The sequence below is a fragment of the uncultured Slackia sp. genome (genome assembly GCF_934630525.1).
In the GTDB taxonomy this organism is placed as follows: domain Bacteria; phylum Actinomycetota; class Coriobacteriia; order Coriobacteriales; family Eggerthellaceae; genus Slackia.
Genome location: NZ_CAKTVX010000002.1, coordinates 31,652 through 46,820 on the forward strand (window position 1 = coordinate 31,652; position 15,169 = coordinate 46,820).

The following is a 15,169-nucleotide window of genomic DNA, read 5'->3' on the forward strand; positions in this document are numbered from 1 at the left end:
GAAGCCCCACTCAAAACATCACGAATACCCAACGCGATTCAACGGTCGAGCAACGGGCGCCGAACAATGCCCCAACCGCCCTTGCTCACCCCAATATGTCGTCGCATGATGAATGGGTCAAAAGCAAACGGAAGGAGATTCACATGTGCACAGCAGTTCGTTTTTCAAACGAGGAAGGCTCCCCTTTTCTAGGTCGTAATCTTGACTGGAGCTGCGGTTATGGCGAAAAAGTCCGCATTATGCCAAAGGGCTTCATGGTGCCTTGGGCATTTAAAGAATCGACCCCGGCGCGCCATGCCGTCATCGGAATGTGCGTCGAATTCCAGAACTACCCCCTGTTCTTCGACTGCGGCAACGACGCAGGACTTGCCGTGGCCGGCCTGAACCACCCGGGGTGCGCCGAATACGCCCCGAATCCCACCGAGGGCAAAACGAACATCGCGGCATACGAATTCCCCACCTGGGTAGCAGCCAATTTCGAAACCGTCGATGAAGTTGAAGCCGCGCTCGCAGATTCGATCATCATCGAAAAGCCCTTTAACGAGCACTTCCCCGTTTCGTATCTTCATTGGATCATTGGCGACGCCACACGCTCAATCGTTGTAGAGTCGCGCGCCGACGGCCTGCATGTGTTCGATAACCCCGTCGATGTGTTGGCGAATCACCCGAACTTCGAATGGCACCTCACCAACCTTCGCACCTACATCACCGCAACGCCCGACATGCCCGCGCCCGCTACATGGGGCCGCGCCGAGCTTGCGCCCTTCGGTGCGGGCGCGGGAATGAGAGGCATTCCCGGCGACGTGTACTCGCCCTCGCGCTTCGTGAAGGTCGCTTACCTCAACGCCAACTATCCCGCGAAATCGGGCGAACACGACAACGTGGTACGAATGTTTCACACGCTGAGCAACGTTTCGATGGTCGAAGGCGCATCGGCGATGTCGAACGGCGAATTCGAGAAAACCGTCTATACGAGCTGCTTCTCTGGCGCGACAGGTCGCTACTATTTCAATACCTACGACGACTTCACCATTCGCTACGCCAGCCTTGAAGATGCCGAGCGCGCCGACGCCAGCGCGCTTATCGAATGCGAGATGAAGGAATTCGCTTAAACAAGCGCCTTCGATAAGCACGTTCACAACCAGCACGGAAACCGCGCTCACGAATCGCATCGCAACCTGGTAGAATGCAAGGGTTGAAACCAATCCGAAAGGCACATCATGATTAAAGAGCTCGTTTTTGACGATGCCATTCTGAGCACGCCCTGCGAAGCGGCCACCGCCGAAGACGCCTCCGTGGCGCAAGACCTCATCGACACGCTCGCATCTATCGAAGGCGCAGCATGTCTGGCCGCAAACCAGATCGGCGTGACTAAAGCGCTGTGCGTTTACCTGGACGAATCCGACAAGCCCCACGTGATTTACAATCCCAAAATCATGTTGGGCCTTGCCGCGTTCAAAACCGAAGAAGGCTGCCTCACGCGCCCCGAAGACCAGCTGAGCAAGGTCACCCGCTACGACCACATGAAGCTCGCTTTTGACGAGCTCGTCGATGGCGAACTCAAGCATCGCAAGCGCGACTTCGCCGGCTGGGAAGCGCAAATGATCCAGCACATGGTCGACCACTGCAAGGGCAAGCTCGTTTAAGCGATTCCGCAGCAAGCTCTTGAAGCGCGCCGGCTTTCCCCGCATGAACGAGCGGGAATCCAAACGCGCTGCTTTAAAACGAAAAGGCCTGTCGAACGACAGGCCTTTTTCTGTGAGAAATCCCGTTTCGCTAGTCTTGAGGAACAATCACGGTCGGAATCGTGAGGTTCAACAGCGTCGAGTGCGTTACCGACCCGAAGAGCGCACGACCAAGCGCCGCGCGCGAACGCGTTCCCAAAACAAGCACGCCGCGGGTTTTTGCATATCCCTGCAGAACACGCGTAGGAGACGAGCCTTCTACAGCATGCCCACGAACGTCAAGGCCCTCATGCTCCTCACGCAGAACCGCCGCAAGCGAATCGAGGCGAGCCTGATACTGTTCGCCAACCGGCCCAAGGCCGCCGCCCATCGCTTCTGCGGGCTTCGAGATCCAGGCAGGCAGGCCCCAGCCTGTAATTAATCGAAGCGGCTGCTCGGTGGCAATCGCTTCGGCAATCGCGAAATCGAGCGCCTGATTCGTGGATCCATCAGGGTCGATTCCGACTACAACGCCTTCCCCATCGTAATCCTCTGCCCAGTCGGCCGGAATAACCGCCGTGGGAACAGCTGCCGAAACAGCAACGCGCAAAGGCTTCGCACCGCCGATGGTGTCGCCGACGCTCATGCCATGATGCGAGCCAAGCACGATAAGGTCGCAGCCAACAGAGGCGTCGACGATGTTCTCGACAACCTCGCCTTCCGCGATGCGCATCTCAACCTGAACGTTGGAATAACGCTCGGCAACGAAATCGCGCGCCTTGTCCAAGTTCGCCTCAACAGCCTCTTGAACGTCTTCGATCGAAACGCCCGCTTCTTTCACTTTCCTCGAATCGATAACCGAGAGCAGCTCGAGCTTAGCGCCCTCGCGGCCCGCGCGACGCGCCGCCCAATGAAGGGCCCTCGTACCGCGCGCGGTTCCATCGATACCGACAAGAATCTTTTTCATCATTTGAGCCTCTCAAAAAAGAATCGCGAGCATTGCCTAGTGGAAAATCGGAATCATGAGCCACAGCGCGAACAGCACGATGAACACGCAGCCGGCGAAGCAAATCACAGATCCCACGCGCGGCATAATGCGCGCATAGCCTTCTCGGTCAAGCCCGCCGGCGGCCCATAGGCGCAGGCCCGATGCGTACAGCGTCGATATCATGCCGGCCACGCACACGGCGACCACAAGCACGGTTGCGAAATTAATAAACTCTTGCATCTTCGCATCCTTTCCTTAAGCAGCGGTCGCGACTTTGGTCGAAGTGGAGGCCTTGATCTTCACTTCGGAAGCTTCATTGACATTGCCCGAATTCACGGGATTGCGCTTCGACAGACGGAAAATGACCAGCGCGGCAGCCACCGCGATAAAGGCGACGGCAATCGTTCCGCCAAGGCCAGTTTTCGCGAGCGCGCACGCCGCAGCGCCCACGAGGCCGGCGGCCGGGAACGTAACGAGCCATGCGACGAGCATGCGAGCCGCAACGCCCCAGTTCACCTTGTTGCCATGCTTGCCAAGGCCGGTACCAATGATGGAGCCGGAGCACACCTGCGTGGTGGAAAGCGCGAAGCCCATATGCGAAGAAACGAGAATTGTGGTTGCAGAAGCAGCCTCGGCGGCAAAACCCTGCGGAGTGGAAATCTCGGTAAGGCCCTTGCCGAGGGTGCGAATAACGCGCCAACCGCCCATGTACGTGCCCGCAGCGATCGCCAAACCGCACACAGCAACGACCCAAAGCTGGGGACCGGTGCCAGCGCCCTGAGCGCCAACGGCGATAAGAGTCAGCGTGATAATGCCCATGGTTTTCTGGGCGTCGTTAGTGCCGTGGGAAAGCGCCACCAGGCACGCTGTAACCGTTTGGCCATGGCGGAAGCCATTAACGATTTGGTCTTCACTCATCTTCTTCACGATGAAATATATGAGTTTCACCGCGACGAACGCCGCCAAACCGGCAACGATCGGCGAAACGAGCGCAGGAATGAGCACCTTGGCAAGCACCGCGCCGAAGTTCACGCCTTCAACGCCCGCGCCGATAATAACGGCGCCCACAAGGCCGCCGAACAACGCATGGGACGAGCTTGAAGGAAGGCCGACGAGCCACGTGAGCAGGTTCCAAATGATCGCGCCAACGAGACCCGCGAAAATATATTCAGGCCCAATTGTCACCGCCTGCTCATTGATGATGCCGCCAGAAATGGTTTTCGCCACCTCGGTCGAAAGAAATGCACCAACCAAGTTCAACGTACCGGCAGCGATAACCGCAGTTTTCGGCTTAAGCGCTCCGGTTGCGATCGACGTAGCCATGGCGTTGGCCGTGTCGTGAAAGCCGTTCGTGAAGTCAAACGTGAGCGCCGTTATAATCACGAGCCCCACAACGACCAAAGTTGCGATGTCCATAGACAGCTGATTCCTCCTCAAAATCCTTCGCGAGCTTCGCTTACCACACAAACTCGCATCCTGAGGTAACAAGATAGAAACCAGCTGCACAAACCATGTCAGGCGTATGTCAAATCAAAGTAAAGCGGCCATGGCGCGCGAATGCGCGAGAAAACTCGGAAGAGACTCTCTGACAAGAGGCCACATTCGACCTTATTTTGAACGAAAATGTCTAAATCTACCCTAGCGTCGCATGCGCCAGTTAATGAGAGAGCCGGCCACTACGGCGATAGTGCCACACCAGAACAGCGGCGTAAGGCTTACGCCAAGAATGATGGTGCTCGCCACAACAGAAAGCAAGGGAGCGGCATAAGACCCAATGCTCATTTTCGCCATATCGCCCTTGAGCATGCCATGACCCCAGCAAGCATAACCCGTAGCAATGCAACCGGCAGCGCCCGCAAGGGCGAAGAACGCTTGCGGGCCTGGCGCCACCGCGGGAGCGGGCACGCCCTCGACGAGGAAGATCGTCCACAAGACCGCGGCAACACCCACCATGAAAAAGGCGGTCGCATCGCAGCCCTGCGAAAACCTGTTTGAATACACCGAATATACCGCCCAAGCAGCCGCGGCGGCAAAGGTGAGCGCAAAAGGAAGCGGGTTAGACGAAACGTCGGCAACAACCGCGCCCCAATCAAGATTATTGTTGCCGCCAACCGCAAGCACAACGCCCGCAGTCGCAACAACGGCGCCGGGCAAAGCGCGAACGAGGGAGGCGCGCGAGCCCGAGTCGAAGGCAGAAAGCAGAACGAGCATCGTCGGCCAAAGGTAATTCACGAGGCTCAATTCGAGCGTTTGCTCAGAACTCGCCGCCAAACCAATCGAGACAGTGATCGCCGTTTCGTAGAACACGAACAACCCACCCGAAAACAAAACGTATTTCAAGGGCAGACGGCGCAATGGCGTAGGGCGATACCCAATATACGTAAACACGGCAGCGCATGAATAAATGAGCGCCGAACCCAAAGCAGGACCAAAAGATTGCGTAGTCAAGCGGACGAAGCCGAACATCATCGACCACAGCACAACAGCGCACAAGCCAATCGACGTCGCCCTCTTCGTTGAATCGCCCACCGTCTTCCTTTCATGCAGCGCCAAAATAGCGATTATTCCGCTGCCGGAAATTTTCGCACAAGCGTGCCTCCATGCAATAACAAGTTCCTAATACAAAGCATGACCAAACAACACCGGTCGCAACGAAACGACCGTTCGCGAGAAAACAAGTATTGCTATTCGCGCAATAGCATATACCCTATAACCATAAGGAAATAAGGGTTGAAATGAATCAAAGACATATGCTGCGCCCTTGCGAAAAGAACGCTCCACGTGCCCCATTTCAACCACATAACAGACAAGGAGCGCACCATGAAAATCGCGGCCACCTACGCCAACGGAGAAATCTTCCAGCACTTCGGCCACACGCAACAATTCAAAGTCTACGAAGTTGAAGACGGAAAAGTTGTCGCGTCGGAAATCATTGGCAGCAACGGCGCCGGCCATGGCGCACTCGCCGGCCTGCTTTCACAGGGCGGCATCGATGTACTCATTTGCGGCGGCATCGGCGGCGGCGCGATTAACGCGCTCGGTCAGGCGGGCATCGAGGTGTACGCAGGCGCCGCAGGCTCCCCTGACGCTGCAGTTGAGGCGCTGCTCGCAGGAACCCTACCCAAAGTTGGCGAGGCAACCTGCCACAGCGACCACACCCATTCACACAGCTGCGCCAACCACAGCGGCACCTGCCACCAATAACGAATTCTCTTTCACAATCCGACCTGTTAAATGCTCGTAGCGTTTAACATGCGCCGTCCGCAGGTTCAATTTTGCCGCATAAGTGAATCGCATAATTCTTTGGAAGTTCAATTTCGAGCCGTGCTATAGTGTTCGAAATTGAACTTCTTCTTTTTTGAACGCATTGAGTTCAATTTCAAACGTCAAGGAGATGCGATGTCATCGAATGAATTCTCGACACGGCTCAAACAAGCTATGTCGGAAGCCGGAATGAACCAGGCCGATGTGATACACTCAGCCGCCCAGTACGATAAAAAGCTTGGGAAAAGCCAGGTGAGCCAGTATGTCAGCGGGAAAACCACGCCGCGCCGCGACATCATGGAACTGCTCGCGAGCATTCTAAGCGTAGATGCCGCTTGGCTTTCGGGGGAAACCCAAGCTCGGTCAGCGCAGACGCACTCCCCTACGCGAGCTCCCGAGCGGCTTGAGACCGCATCTTCTACGAAATTTGAGACCGCATCTTCTACGAAATTGAACCAAAACGACTCAACAACCACGGGCCAGACGCCGATCAGCGAAGCACCAGCGCCCGAACTAACACCGAGGAGTGCAACCATGCGTGAATTCAAGAAATCATCCAAGCTCGAGAACGTGCTCTACGACGTACGAGGCCCCGTTGTCGACGAAGCCGCTCGATTGGAAAAAGAAGGCCAACGAATCTCAAAGCTCAACATCGGAAACCCCGCTCCGTTCGGCTTCCGCACGCCCGACGAGGTCATTCAGGATATGCGCCACCAGCTGCCCGAATGCGAAGGCTATTCCGATTCTCGCGGCCTATTTTCGGCACGCAAGGCAATCATGCAGTATGCCCAGCTCAAGCACATTCCCAACGTCGACATGGACGGTATTTACACCGGCAACGGCGTGAGCGAGCTCATCCAACTCTGCATGCAGGCGCTCCTCGACAACGACGACGAGATTCTTATTCCAGCGCCCGATTATCCGCTGTGGACCGCATGCGCCACACTCGCGGGCGGTACACCGGTTCATTATATTTGCGACGAGCAATCCGACTGGTTCCCCGACCTTGCCGACATGGAGTCGAAAATCACGCCGCGAACCAAGGCGCTCGTCATAATCAACCCGAACAACCCTACAGGCGCGCTGTACCCACGCGAAGTGCTCGAGCAAATCGTCGAATTGGCCCGACGTCACGACCTGATGATTTTCAGCGACGAAATCTACGATCGCCTCGTCATGGACGGCCTGGAGCATATTTCCATCGCATCGCTCGCGCCTGATTTGCCCTGCGTAACATTCTCGGGCCTCTCGAAATCGCACATGATCGCAGGATATCGCATTGGCTGGATGATTTTCTCGGGCAACATGTCTTGCGCGAAAGACTTCCTGCTTGGCATCAATATGCTCTCAAACATGCGTTTGTGCTCGAACGTTCCCGCACAGTCCATCGTGCAAACGGCGCTCGGCGGACACCAGAGCGTGAATAATTACATCGTCCCCGGCGGGCGAATTTACGAACAACGCGAATACATCTACAACGCGCTGAACAGCATCGACGGCATTACCGCAGTGAAGCCGAAGGCCGCATTCTATATCTTCCCAAAGATTGACGTGAAGAAGTTCAACATCACCAACGACGAGCAGTTCGCTCTCGACCTGCTGCATCAAAAGAAGATTCTCATCACACGCGGCGGTGGCTTCAATTGGGGCGAGCCCGACCACTTCCGCATCGTATACCTGCCGCGCATCGAAGTGCTGAGCGAAGCTATGCGCGACCTGGAAGAATTCCTGTCAACGTATAGGCAGTAACACAGTCTAAAGGGCGAAACGCTGAAGCGGCACCGGCGCTTCGCCCTAAGCCGTCGACGTTCAATTCGCGCGCTTCATTTCAAACGAAGCGCCGCCAAGCGATTGAAGAACGAACGAAGCCCGTACGATCGTGCCACGGCTTCGCGAAGGCCGTCTGAGCTCATGCTAGCTCTTCCTTCAAAAGCTAAGCGAAGCCAGCTGAGCGCATAGCGTAGCCCAAGGAGCGAAGCGCAGAGGCGGTTCCGGCGCTTCGCCCTCGACCGTCGGCGTTCAATTAACGAACTTCAATTAAAAATGAAACGCCGCCAGGCGAGCGCATAGCGAACGAAGTGAGCGGTAGCGAGCCGTGGTCGTAGGCGAAGCACCGGAACCGCCTCTGCGCCGCCCATGCGCGCAAGATAAACGATTCTACAAGTCCACTGACTTCAAAATCGCCCAATCATAACCTTCGCCCGACACGATATCCATGGCAATCGAAGAATCAAGCGGCGTTGTGCATTCGGCATCAAACTTCGCAATCGCATCCGCATCGTCGGCGGCCTCAATTTCCTTTTCCTCAAACACATATCGAACCGCCGTGACTTCCGACGTGGTGATATAGCGAACCTTATACATCGAACTCTCCCATCATCAAAGTGGGGCGGAAGCACGAACCTCCACCCCGCTTCATCTATTCCTTTGGAATTTCGCTTTGCTTCGTACGGAGAATCGACGCAGCGCGAAGGCCCGAATCGGCGAGCATATGCTCGAGCAACACATCGGGGCGCAAGCTGCCCGACGCCTTCGATTCGAGCGTGAAGCGGACAAGCGCACGGCTCTGCCCTTCTTCTCCTGGTTCCGCAGGTTCAACCTCAAGTTCACCAACGACGAACTCGGAAGGAACCAACACACGCTCCTTCTTCTTGCGAACAACCGTAATCTCGGAAGGAACCGAAAGCGCACGCGCCGCCGCAAGCACATCCATCTCGCAATCGCCCGAACGCGATGCCTCCAGAAGCGCCTCGTACGTCGAACGCGGATACGCCGCCGAAGCCGCCGTCTCGTCCTTGGTGATATAGCGTGCCGCATGTGGCATAAGGTCGGGCGCGCTCGACGCCTGAAGACGGGCCAAGGCCTCTTCGGGCGGCACGTAGTCGGTGAGCGATACGTCGAAAATCTCTTCCAAACCACCCACGCCCACAGGCAGCGCAGAGCCGAACGCCTGCTTCATATGCGGAGAAAAGCCCTGGCTAACGGCATAGGGCAACCCGGCGCGGCGCACTGCACGCTCCAAGGCGCGCGCAATCTCGAGATGCGAAAGCATGACCAAGCGACCGGTTTCAGCGTAGGTCACGCGCAAACGGAAATCAGCCATGACGCTCCTCCTGGCATTGGATGTCGATATCGAGCTTCGGACAGACGCCGCACGCCGAGCAGCGCTCGTAGCTGCAATCGGGCGTCGTGCGCTCCTCCTGCGCCAAACGGCGTTCACGACGGAAGAAGCGCGTGGTCACACCGACCGAAAGGTGGTCCCATGGCGTAACCCAGCTCGTTTCGTATTGGCCCTGAGCGATGCCTTCCATATCGACACCGCATTCCTCGCACGCGTCGCGCCACGTATCGAGCGAGAAAAACTCGGTCCAGGCATCAAAGCGCGCGCCGTGGCGCCAGGCGGTTTCGACGACGTCGCACACCTCTCGTCCGCCACGGCTCATCATGGCCTCGACAAGCGAAACGTCGGGCTCGTGCCAATGCACGTCAACCGCGCGATATTTCACGCTCGATCGCAGCAGATTAATGCGCCTATGGGCCTCTTCGGTCGTGATTTGGCCATCCCATTGGAAAGGCGTTTGAGCCTTCGGCACGAACAGCGCGCACGAGATGGAGACCTTCACGCTGCCGCGCGCCTCGGGCGGCGTAGCCTTCTTCGCGCGGTCGTACGCACGCTGGGCAAGGCTCGCGATGCCCTTGATATCATCATCGGTCTCGGTAGGAAGGCCAATCATAAAATAGAGCTTGCAGCGACGCCAGCCGGCGGCAAATGCCGCGTCAATAGCGCCAAACAAGTCTTCCTCGCACACGCCCTTGTTAATGACGTCGCGCAGCCGCTGCGTGCCGGCTTCCGGCGCAAACGTCAGGCCGCCGCGCTTTCCGCCCGCGACCAACTCGGCCATTTCAACACCAAACGAATCCAAGCGTTGGCTTGGAATCGATACCGAAATGCCCTTTCCATCGAGGCCGCGATTCAAGCGACGCAGAATTTCCTCGATCTGGCTATGGTCGGTCGAAGAAAGCGACGTAAGGCTCACTTCGTCGTAGCCAGTTTCAGCAAGTCCGCGTTGAACAGCGGAAACGATGTTGTCGGCGGAACGCTCGCGCACGGGACGATACATCATGCCCGCTTGGCAGAAACGGCATCCACGCGTACAACCGCGCAGAATCTCAACGTTCAAGCGGTCATGCACGAGTTCCGCGAACGGCACCACAGTCGGCTCCCAGGCAGGAGAGGTCGCGAAATCTTTCCAAATGCGCTTTACGATATTCGCGGGCACATCCTCGTATTTCGGGCGCACCCATGCGCCTGTTTGCTGTGCCTCGTCCTCATCAAGCACATCGTAGAGCGACGGCACATAGCAGCCCTCCAAATGCGAAGCAGCGCGCAAAAACTCAGCGCGCGACGCGCCCGCTTGCTTCATTTCCCGATGAAGAACGAGCAGTTCGGGAAGCGATTCTTCGCCTTCGCCCAACAAAAACACGTCGAAAAACGCTGAAAAAGGCTCAGCATTGAACGCGCAGGGGCCGCCCGCCACGATAAGCGGGTTCGACTCGTCTCGATCGGCGGCACGCAGCGGAATGCGTCCCAAATCGAGCATTTCAAGCACGTTGGTGGCGACGAGCTCGTGAGACAACGAGAAACCCACCGCGTCAAACTCATGCAGCGGCGCACAGCTTTCCAGTGAAAATGCAGGAACGCCCTCGCGACGCATGAGGTCAATCATGTCGGCCGCAGGAAGATAGCCGCGCTCGGCATACATACCGTCGACAGCATTCACAACATTACACAGAATGCGCACGGCCTGGTTCGGCTGCCCAAGCTCGTAGGTATCGGGGTAGATCATGCAGAAGTGATAGTCGGCGTCGTCTTTGTACGTGCAACCCCATTCGTGGTTCAAATAGCGTGCCGGACGGCTGATGTCGCGCCCCGCGTCGCGCAAAAGCCCCTCAATGCGAGGCCAAAGATTTTGCATATGAAATCCCTCATGTCGAAGAAAGCGATGGCAAATACAGAAAGCGTGCGCGCCCGCCAACCAAAGCGAACGCGCGTCATGTTATTCGGAATCGTGCGCCGAAGCCTCCACGGCATCGGCGGCGGCGCCCGCTCGGGCCGCACCAGTGGCCGCAGCCTGCGCGGCAGATGCTGCGGCGTTCGCAACGGCACGCATGGCTCCCGCGGCCACTCCAGGCGCCTGCGCAACCGCGGCACGAACACGGCCCGTGGCAGCATTTTTCGCCTGAAGTCCAAGCGATGCTACAAAGCCCTTTGCCGCTCGTCCGGCAGCCGTCTCGTCGGCAGCGCGAGACGCCGCAGCGCGCGCCTCGTCAACCACGGCGCCTACGCCGGCCATATTGCCGCCGTGCTCGAAATACTCGGCGGCAGCCATGCCCATGGCCCACGTGCCCGCATAGCCTACACCGGCCTTCACCGCCCAACCGACAGCAGGCACAAGACCCGCCACCTGACGCGCAACCGTGCGACACGCAAGTCCGCCGCCTACAACGGCTGCAAGCTCCTTCACGCGCTCGGCGGAAAGCGGCTGCCCATACGCAGCGGCGATTTGGATGACCATTTTCGTCTGGTTCAGCGTCATAATGGGGAAATCGGCGCCGGGAACGAATATCACAAGGCCAATGCCCGCATTCTGAAACGCCGTCGCACGCACCGATTCCATCGAAAGCGGCTTTCGCACGAAATCGAACGCCTGCGCGAACGCAAGGCGCTTCTCGCGGAACGCAGCCACTACCCACTCGCCCATCTTCGTGCGAAGTTGCTCGTCATAAGCGGCGCACATCGGCAACGGCTCAAGCGAGAACGGGTCTTCGGGGTCGACCTCGCGACCCGAAATCGCGCCTTCCTTCGTAACAACGAGCGGCTCATGGAGCGTGACCACGCCGTCGATTTCCGGGTCGGGCGCAATCACGTCAGCCGCGTCGATGGGATACCCCGCCGCTTCAGCAGCGCCATTCACGCATTCAGGAAGCGTGGTAACAACCATGACGGGAATGCCCTCGCCGCGAAGGCGAGACACGATTTCGCCGATTTCGGGCGTGAAACCGGCAGCGATAACCGCCATGTCGCTGCGAGCGTCGAACGCGATATGGGCGTCTTCGAAGTAGTTCACCGACACGCGCGCTTGCGGGCTCGCGCTCGCGAAACTCGAACGCACGAAAGCCGTAAGGTCGTCAGGCGCGGTATCGTCGAGCAAAACAGACACGCACAAAGGCACCGAACGAGCCGCCTCAACATCAGTGGCCTCTTGCAATACGGCCATCACATCAATAGGCATCTTGGGCATTTTCGGCATATCAATTGCCTCCTCGAACAGCGACCACGCGGCCATCATGCTTGCATTCTTGCCTATTATAGCGTGGGACCGCCATTGATTCCTAAATCCCATAACCCGAAGGAAATCGGCACGAATACCCAACGCAACGTACGCCCACTAACATAGAGCGTACCGTCGACAAGGCCGCTGAAGCTCTTACGTTAACTTCAAGGCAACAAAGCCAAACCTCACAGCCAACGCAATAAAAGACCCCCAATCGCAAAATGCGCCTAGAAAGTGAAAAAGCATATCCGCGTTAACGAACATGCACAATCCATTGCTCCCCATAATGCAAAGAGGGCTAGGATGCCCTAGCCCAGCCTGTCCCTATTTTTCAATCTGTCGCACGTGCCACGAGAGTGCCGCTTCCGCAAGCCCCAGCATCCGGACAAAATACCCGTCAGGCGCCTCCGTAGAAACACGTGCCCTCATTTTGCCGATCCAACGCAACGGATGCTCGTTTACGTATTCCGCAAAACGAGCTGCGTCCATTACGTCGTCCTCACTCGAATCGCCACATTGCGGGGTTGCGTCGATTTCTTCCACAACGCTGCAAGCGACACCGCAAGACAGCCCATTGGCAATCCGTCGACACATTTCGGAGGCAATAAGCAGCTCGATTCCAATATGGTCTTCGTATTGGTTGCTCTCGTTCTGCAATGACAATCCCATGTCACGCATAATGTCGCGCATCTCATGCGTGGCCACTCCAAATCCAACATGGGATTCCACGTTGCCATACGCACTTTCCCAAGGCGCCGCAGCCGGCTTCGGAGGACCGACGAACAAATGCGTGAATTCAACTGAAACATCCCGCACGACGTGCTCGCGACTTTCATGCTCATGGCCATTCGCCCACGATGCGAGCGCCTTCGCTTCATTTTCGAGCGACCCATTGAACATTTTTGAAATCGCAATCCAGAATTCAACATCAAGACCTACGACTTCCGTTCGATTCATGGGGTCAAGAAGGGAATTACCCAAGAATGCATAGAGTTCGGAGGCCGACCGCCAATCGTCGTTAGAAAAAGTCTGCATGAGATGTCGCCTTTCAATGATGCCGCCCGCCTTTCGTGGCGAACGGCATCCCGGAGAGAAGATCAATATACGTGTCTATGCGTTTTCGTGCCCAACGAGCTTTTTAGACAGGAGCGCGATAGCGAAAACGCAGAAGCTCACGACGGCGGCTACGATAAGCGCCTCAACAATAGTGGGCGTATACGAGCCCGCGAGTGACCACATATCGGCACCAGTCGAATTGCGAGCAATCGTGGAGCCAGAAGAAATACCCGGCGCACCATACATATTCGTCATCGCAAAGCTCGTGAAAAGGAGCCAAACACGCTTGCAGAATACACCGAACATCACGAGCGCACTCGCGAGCACGACCAGCACGGTATTCTTGTGGCGCTTTGCAGACGCAAGCAACAGGAACGGAATCAGAAGGCCACCAATGATTTCGAACCAGAAGAACGGCGCAGTCGCACCCGACGTCATAATGCCCAGAAGCTCGGTCGCACCTTCGGTGCCTGGGTAAAAGACGGTCAAGAGCTCGCAGCCAATGAAGAACGCGTCGACCGCGATAAACGTTGCAAGAAGGCGCGCCAAATCGGCAAACAGCTTTTCACCCGCATCGAAAATGCCTGCCTTCTTCGATGCAGCAAGCACGCACATCAGCAGGGCCAAACCGGAATCCATCGCGGAAGCAACGAAAATCGGAGCCATAATCGCGCTATACCAGCCTTCTTTGGCGATTTCCAATCCGAAAATCCACGCAGTAACGCTGTGAACCAGAATTGCAACAGGCAGCGCGACATACGAGAGAATCTGAACCTTGCGCTCATCGCCCTTACGCAACCACACGATATCGAGGATGTTGATGACGAGATACGTAGTAATGACGCACATATCCCACGCAAGCGGCGATGTGAAATTCAAGCTTACAAACATGTTCCAAATGCGTTGAATGCCACCCAAATCAATCAAGATGAATGCGCCGGCGCACAGGATGCATACCGTCGAGGTAATAACGGCAGGCATCGAAACCTTTTTGAATGACTCAATATGGAACACATGAGCCGAGCTTGCCACGATCAGACCGCCGGCAGACAAACCGACAAAGAACATGAAGCACGTGATGTAGAGGCCCCATGACACGCCATTGGACATGCCAGTCACGCCCAAACCGCCCATCAGCTGATACGCATACGCGCAAAAGCCCACCACCATCACAGCCAGAAGAATGCCGAGACCGGCTTTCGCCTTAGAAGAGAATTGCATAGTGGCACCCCCTAGTTGTTGTAGTAGAAGACCTGGGGCTTCGTGCCCTTTTCTTCCAGAAGAATACGGACTTTTTTCATGGCATGCAGTTTGGAAATCTCAGACTCGGGATCGTCCAAGTCCCCATAGACGCGAGCATGCGTCGGGCAGCACACCACACACATCGGCTTTTCTCCGTCATCGGTGCGCTCTTTGCACAGCGTGCACTTTTCCATTACGCCACGGGTGCGAACAGGCACGCGAGCATCGCCGTAATTGAAGTCGGGCTCGCGGAGCGGATCTTCCCAGTTGAATACACGCGCGTTATACGGACATGCTGCCATGCACATTCGACAACCGATGCACTTGTCGTAATCAATCTCAACACGGCCCTTGTCATCTTTGTACGTGGCTCCAGTCGGGCATACTTTCTTGCATGCGGCATTTTCGCAATGTTGGCACGCGAGCGCGATATAGGTGCGACTCAAATTCGGGTATTCGCCCACTGCGCCGTCAATCACGTCGCAGCCCTCGGTAATTACGCGATTCCAGAGCATGTTCATAGGAACGTTGTTTTGCATTTTGCACGCATTAGCACAGGTATGGCAGCCAATGCAGCGATCAAGGTTAATGCCAATGGCAAGTTTCGTCATTGATTGTCA

Annotated in this window: 15 protein-coding genes; 4 read left to right on the forward strand and 11 right to left on the reverse strand. The window is 56.7% G+C overall.

Annotated features, from left to right (window positions below):
- The first annotated feature begins 143 nt into the window (after positions 1-143).
- Both bsh and Q0D41_RS02170 read left to right on the forward strand, forming a co-directional pair.
- The gene (gene bsh, locus Q0D41_RS02165) at positions 144-1,112 is read left to right on the forward strand and encodes a choloylglycine hydrolase (protein ID WP_294374570.1); all 969 of its coding nucleotides are present in this window, start codon (positions 144-146) and stop codon (positions 1,110-1,112) included.
- A 108-nt stretch (positions 1,113-1,220) separates the two neighbouring features.
- A complete protein-coding gene (locus tag Q0D41_RS02170; RefSeq protein WP_294374575.1) occupies positions 1,221-1,646 on the forward strand; it encodes a peptide deformylase in 426 nt (141 codons plus the stop codon).
- Between the two features lie 130 nt (positions 1,647-1,776).
- Here the strand turns inward: Q0D41_RS02170 and Q0D41_RS02175 are convergent, their stop codons facing one another.
- From Q0D41_RS02175 to yddG, 4 genes are all read right to left on the reverse strand, one after another.
- Positions 1,777-2,634, reverse strand: coding sequence for a universal stress protein (locus Q0D41_RS02175; RefSeq protein ID WP_294374577.1), 858 nt, complete (start codon positions 2,632-2,634; stop codon positions 1,777-1,779).
- Between the two features lie 33 nt (positions 2,635-2,667).
- Positions 2,668-2,892, reverse strand: coding sequence for a hypothetical protein (locus tag Q0D41_RS02180; protein ID WP_114615788.1), 225 nt, complete (start codon positions 2,890-2,892; stop codon positions 2,668-2,670).
- Between the two features lie 15 nt (positions 2,893-2,907).
- Entirely contained in the window at positions 2,908-4,068 is a 1,161-nt protein-coding gene (locus Q0D41_RS02185) for an inorganic phosphate transporter (RefSeq protein ID WP_294374580.1), read from the reverse strand.
- 222 nt (positions 4,069-4,290) lie between these two features.
- Positions 4,291-5,181 (reverse strand): aromatic amino acid DMT transporter YddG, encoded by an 891-nt coding sequence (yddG, locus tag Q0D41_RS02190; RefSeq protein ID WP_294374584.1) that lies wholly within the window; start codon positions 5,179-5,181, stop codon positions 4,291-4,293.
- 291 nt (positions 5,182-5,472) lie between these two features.
- On the opposite strand from yddG, the gene Q0D41_RS02195 reads away from it, so the two are divergent.
- Positions 5,473-5,856: a NifB/NifX family molybdenum-iron cluster-binding protein gene (locus tag Q0D41_RS02195; RefSeq protein ID WP_294374587.1), complete on the forward strand. Its 384-nt coding sequence runs from the start codon at positions 5,473-5,475 to the stop codon at positions 5,854-5,856.
- 249 nt (positions 5,857-6,105) lie between these two features.
- Positions 6,106-7,665: an aminotransferase class I/II-fold pyridoxal phosphate-dependent enzyme gene (locus Q0D41_RS02200; RefSeq protein WP_294374588.1), complete on the forward strand. Its 1,560-nt coding sequence runs from the start codon at positions 6,106-6,108 to the stop codon at positions 7,663-7,665.
- A gap of 408 nt (positions 7,666-8,073) precedes the next feature.
- Here Q0D41_RS02200 and Q0D41_RS02205 read toward each other — a convergent pair whose 3' ends face one another.
- From Q0D41_RS02205 to Q0D41_RS02235, 7 genes are all read right to left on the reverse strand, one after another.
- Positions 8,074-8,280, reverse strand: a complete 207-nt coding sequence (locus Q0D41_RS02205; protein WP_114615793.1) for a hypothetical protein — start codon at positions 8,278-8,280, stop codon at positions 8,074-8,076.
- Positions 8,281-8,335: 55 nt separating this feature from the next.
- Positions 8,336-9,019, reverse strand: a complete 684-nt coding sequence (locus Q0D41_RS02210; protein ID WP_294374592.1) for a TIGR03936 family radical SAM-associated protein — start codon at positions 9,017-9,019, stop codon at positions 8,336-8,338.
- Positions 9,012-10,892: a TIGR03960 family B12-binding radical SAM protein gene (locus Q0D41_RS02215; protein WP_294374595.1), complete on the reverse strand. Its 1,881-nt coding sequence runs from the start codon at positions 10,890-10,892 to the stop codon at positions 9,012-9,014. Before Q0D41_RS02215 ends, Q0D41_RS02210 begins: the two co-directional genes overlap by 8 nt.
- 81 nt (positions 10,893-10,973) lie before the next feature.
- Positions 10,974-12,266, reverse strand: coding sequence for a YcjF family protein (locus tag Q0D41_RS02220; RefSeq protein ID WP_294374597.1), 1,293 nt, complete (start codon positions 12,264-12,266; stop codon positions 10,974-10,976).
- A gap of 309 nt (positions 12,267-12,575) precedes the next feature.
- Entirely contained in the window at positions 12,576-13,286 is a 711-nt protein-coding gene (locus tag Q0D41_RS02225; protein ID WP_294374599.1) for a molecular chaperone, read from the reverse strand.
- Positions 13,287-13,361: 75 nt separating this feature from the next.
- The gene (gene nrfD, locus Q0D41_RS02230; RefSeq protein ID WP_294374603.1) at positions 13,362-14,528 is read right to left on the reverse strand and encodes an NrfD/PsrC family molybdoenzyme membrane anchor subunit; all 1,167 of its coding nucleotides are present in this window, start codon (positions 14,526-14,528) and stop codon (positions 13,362-13,364) included.
- An 11-nt stretch (positions 14,529-14,539) separates the two neighbouring features.
- Positions 14,540-15,160 (reverse strand): 4Fe-4S dicluster domain-containing protein, encoded by a 621-nt coding sequence (locus tag Q0D41_RS02235; RefSeq protein WP_294374605.1) that lies wholly within the window; start codon positions 15,158-15,160, stop codon positions 14,540-14,542.
- Positions 15,161-15,169: the final 9 nt, after the last annotated feature.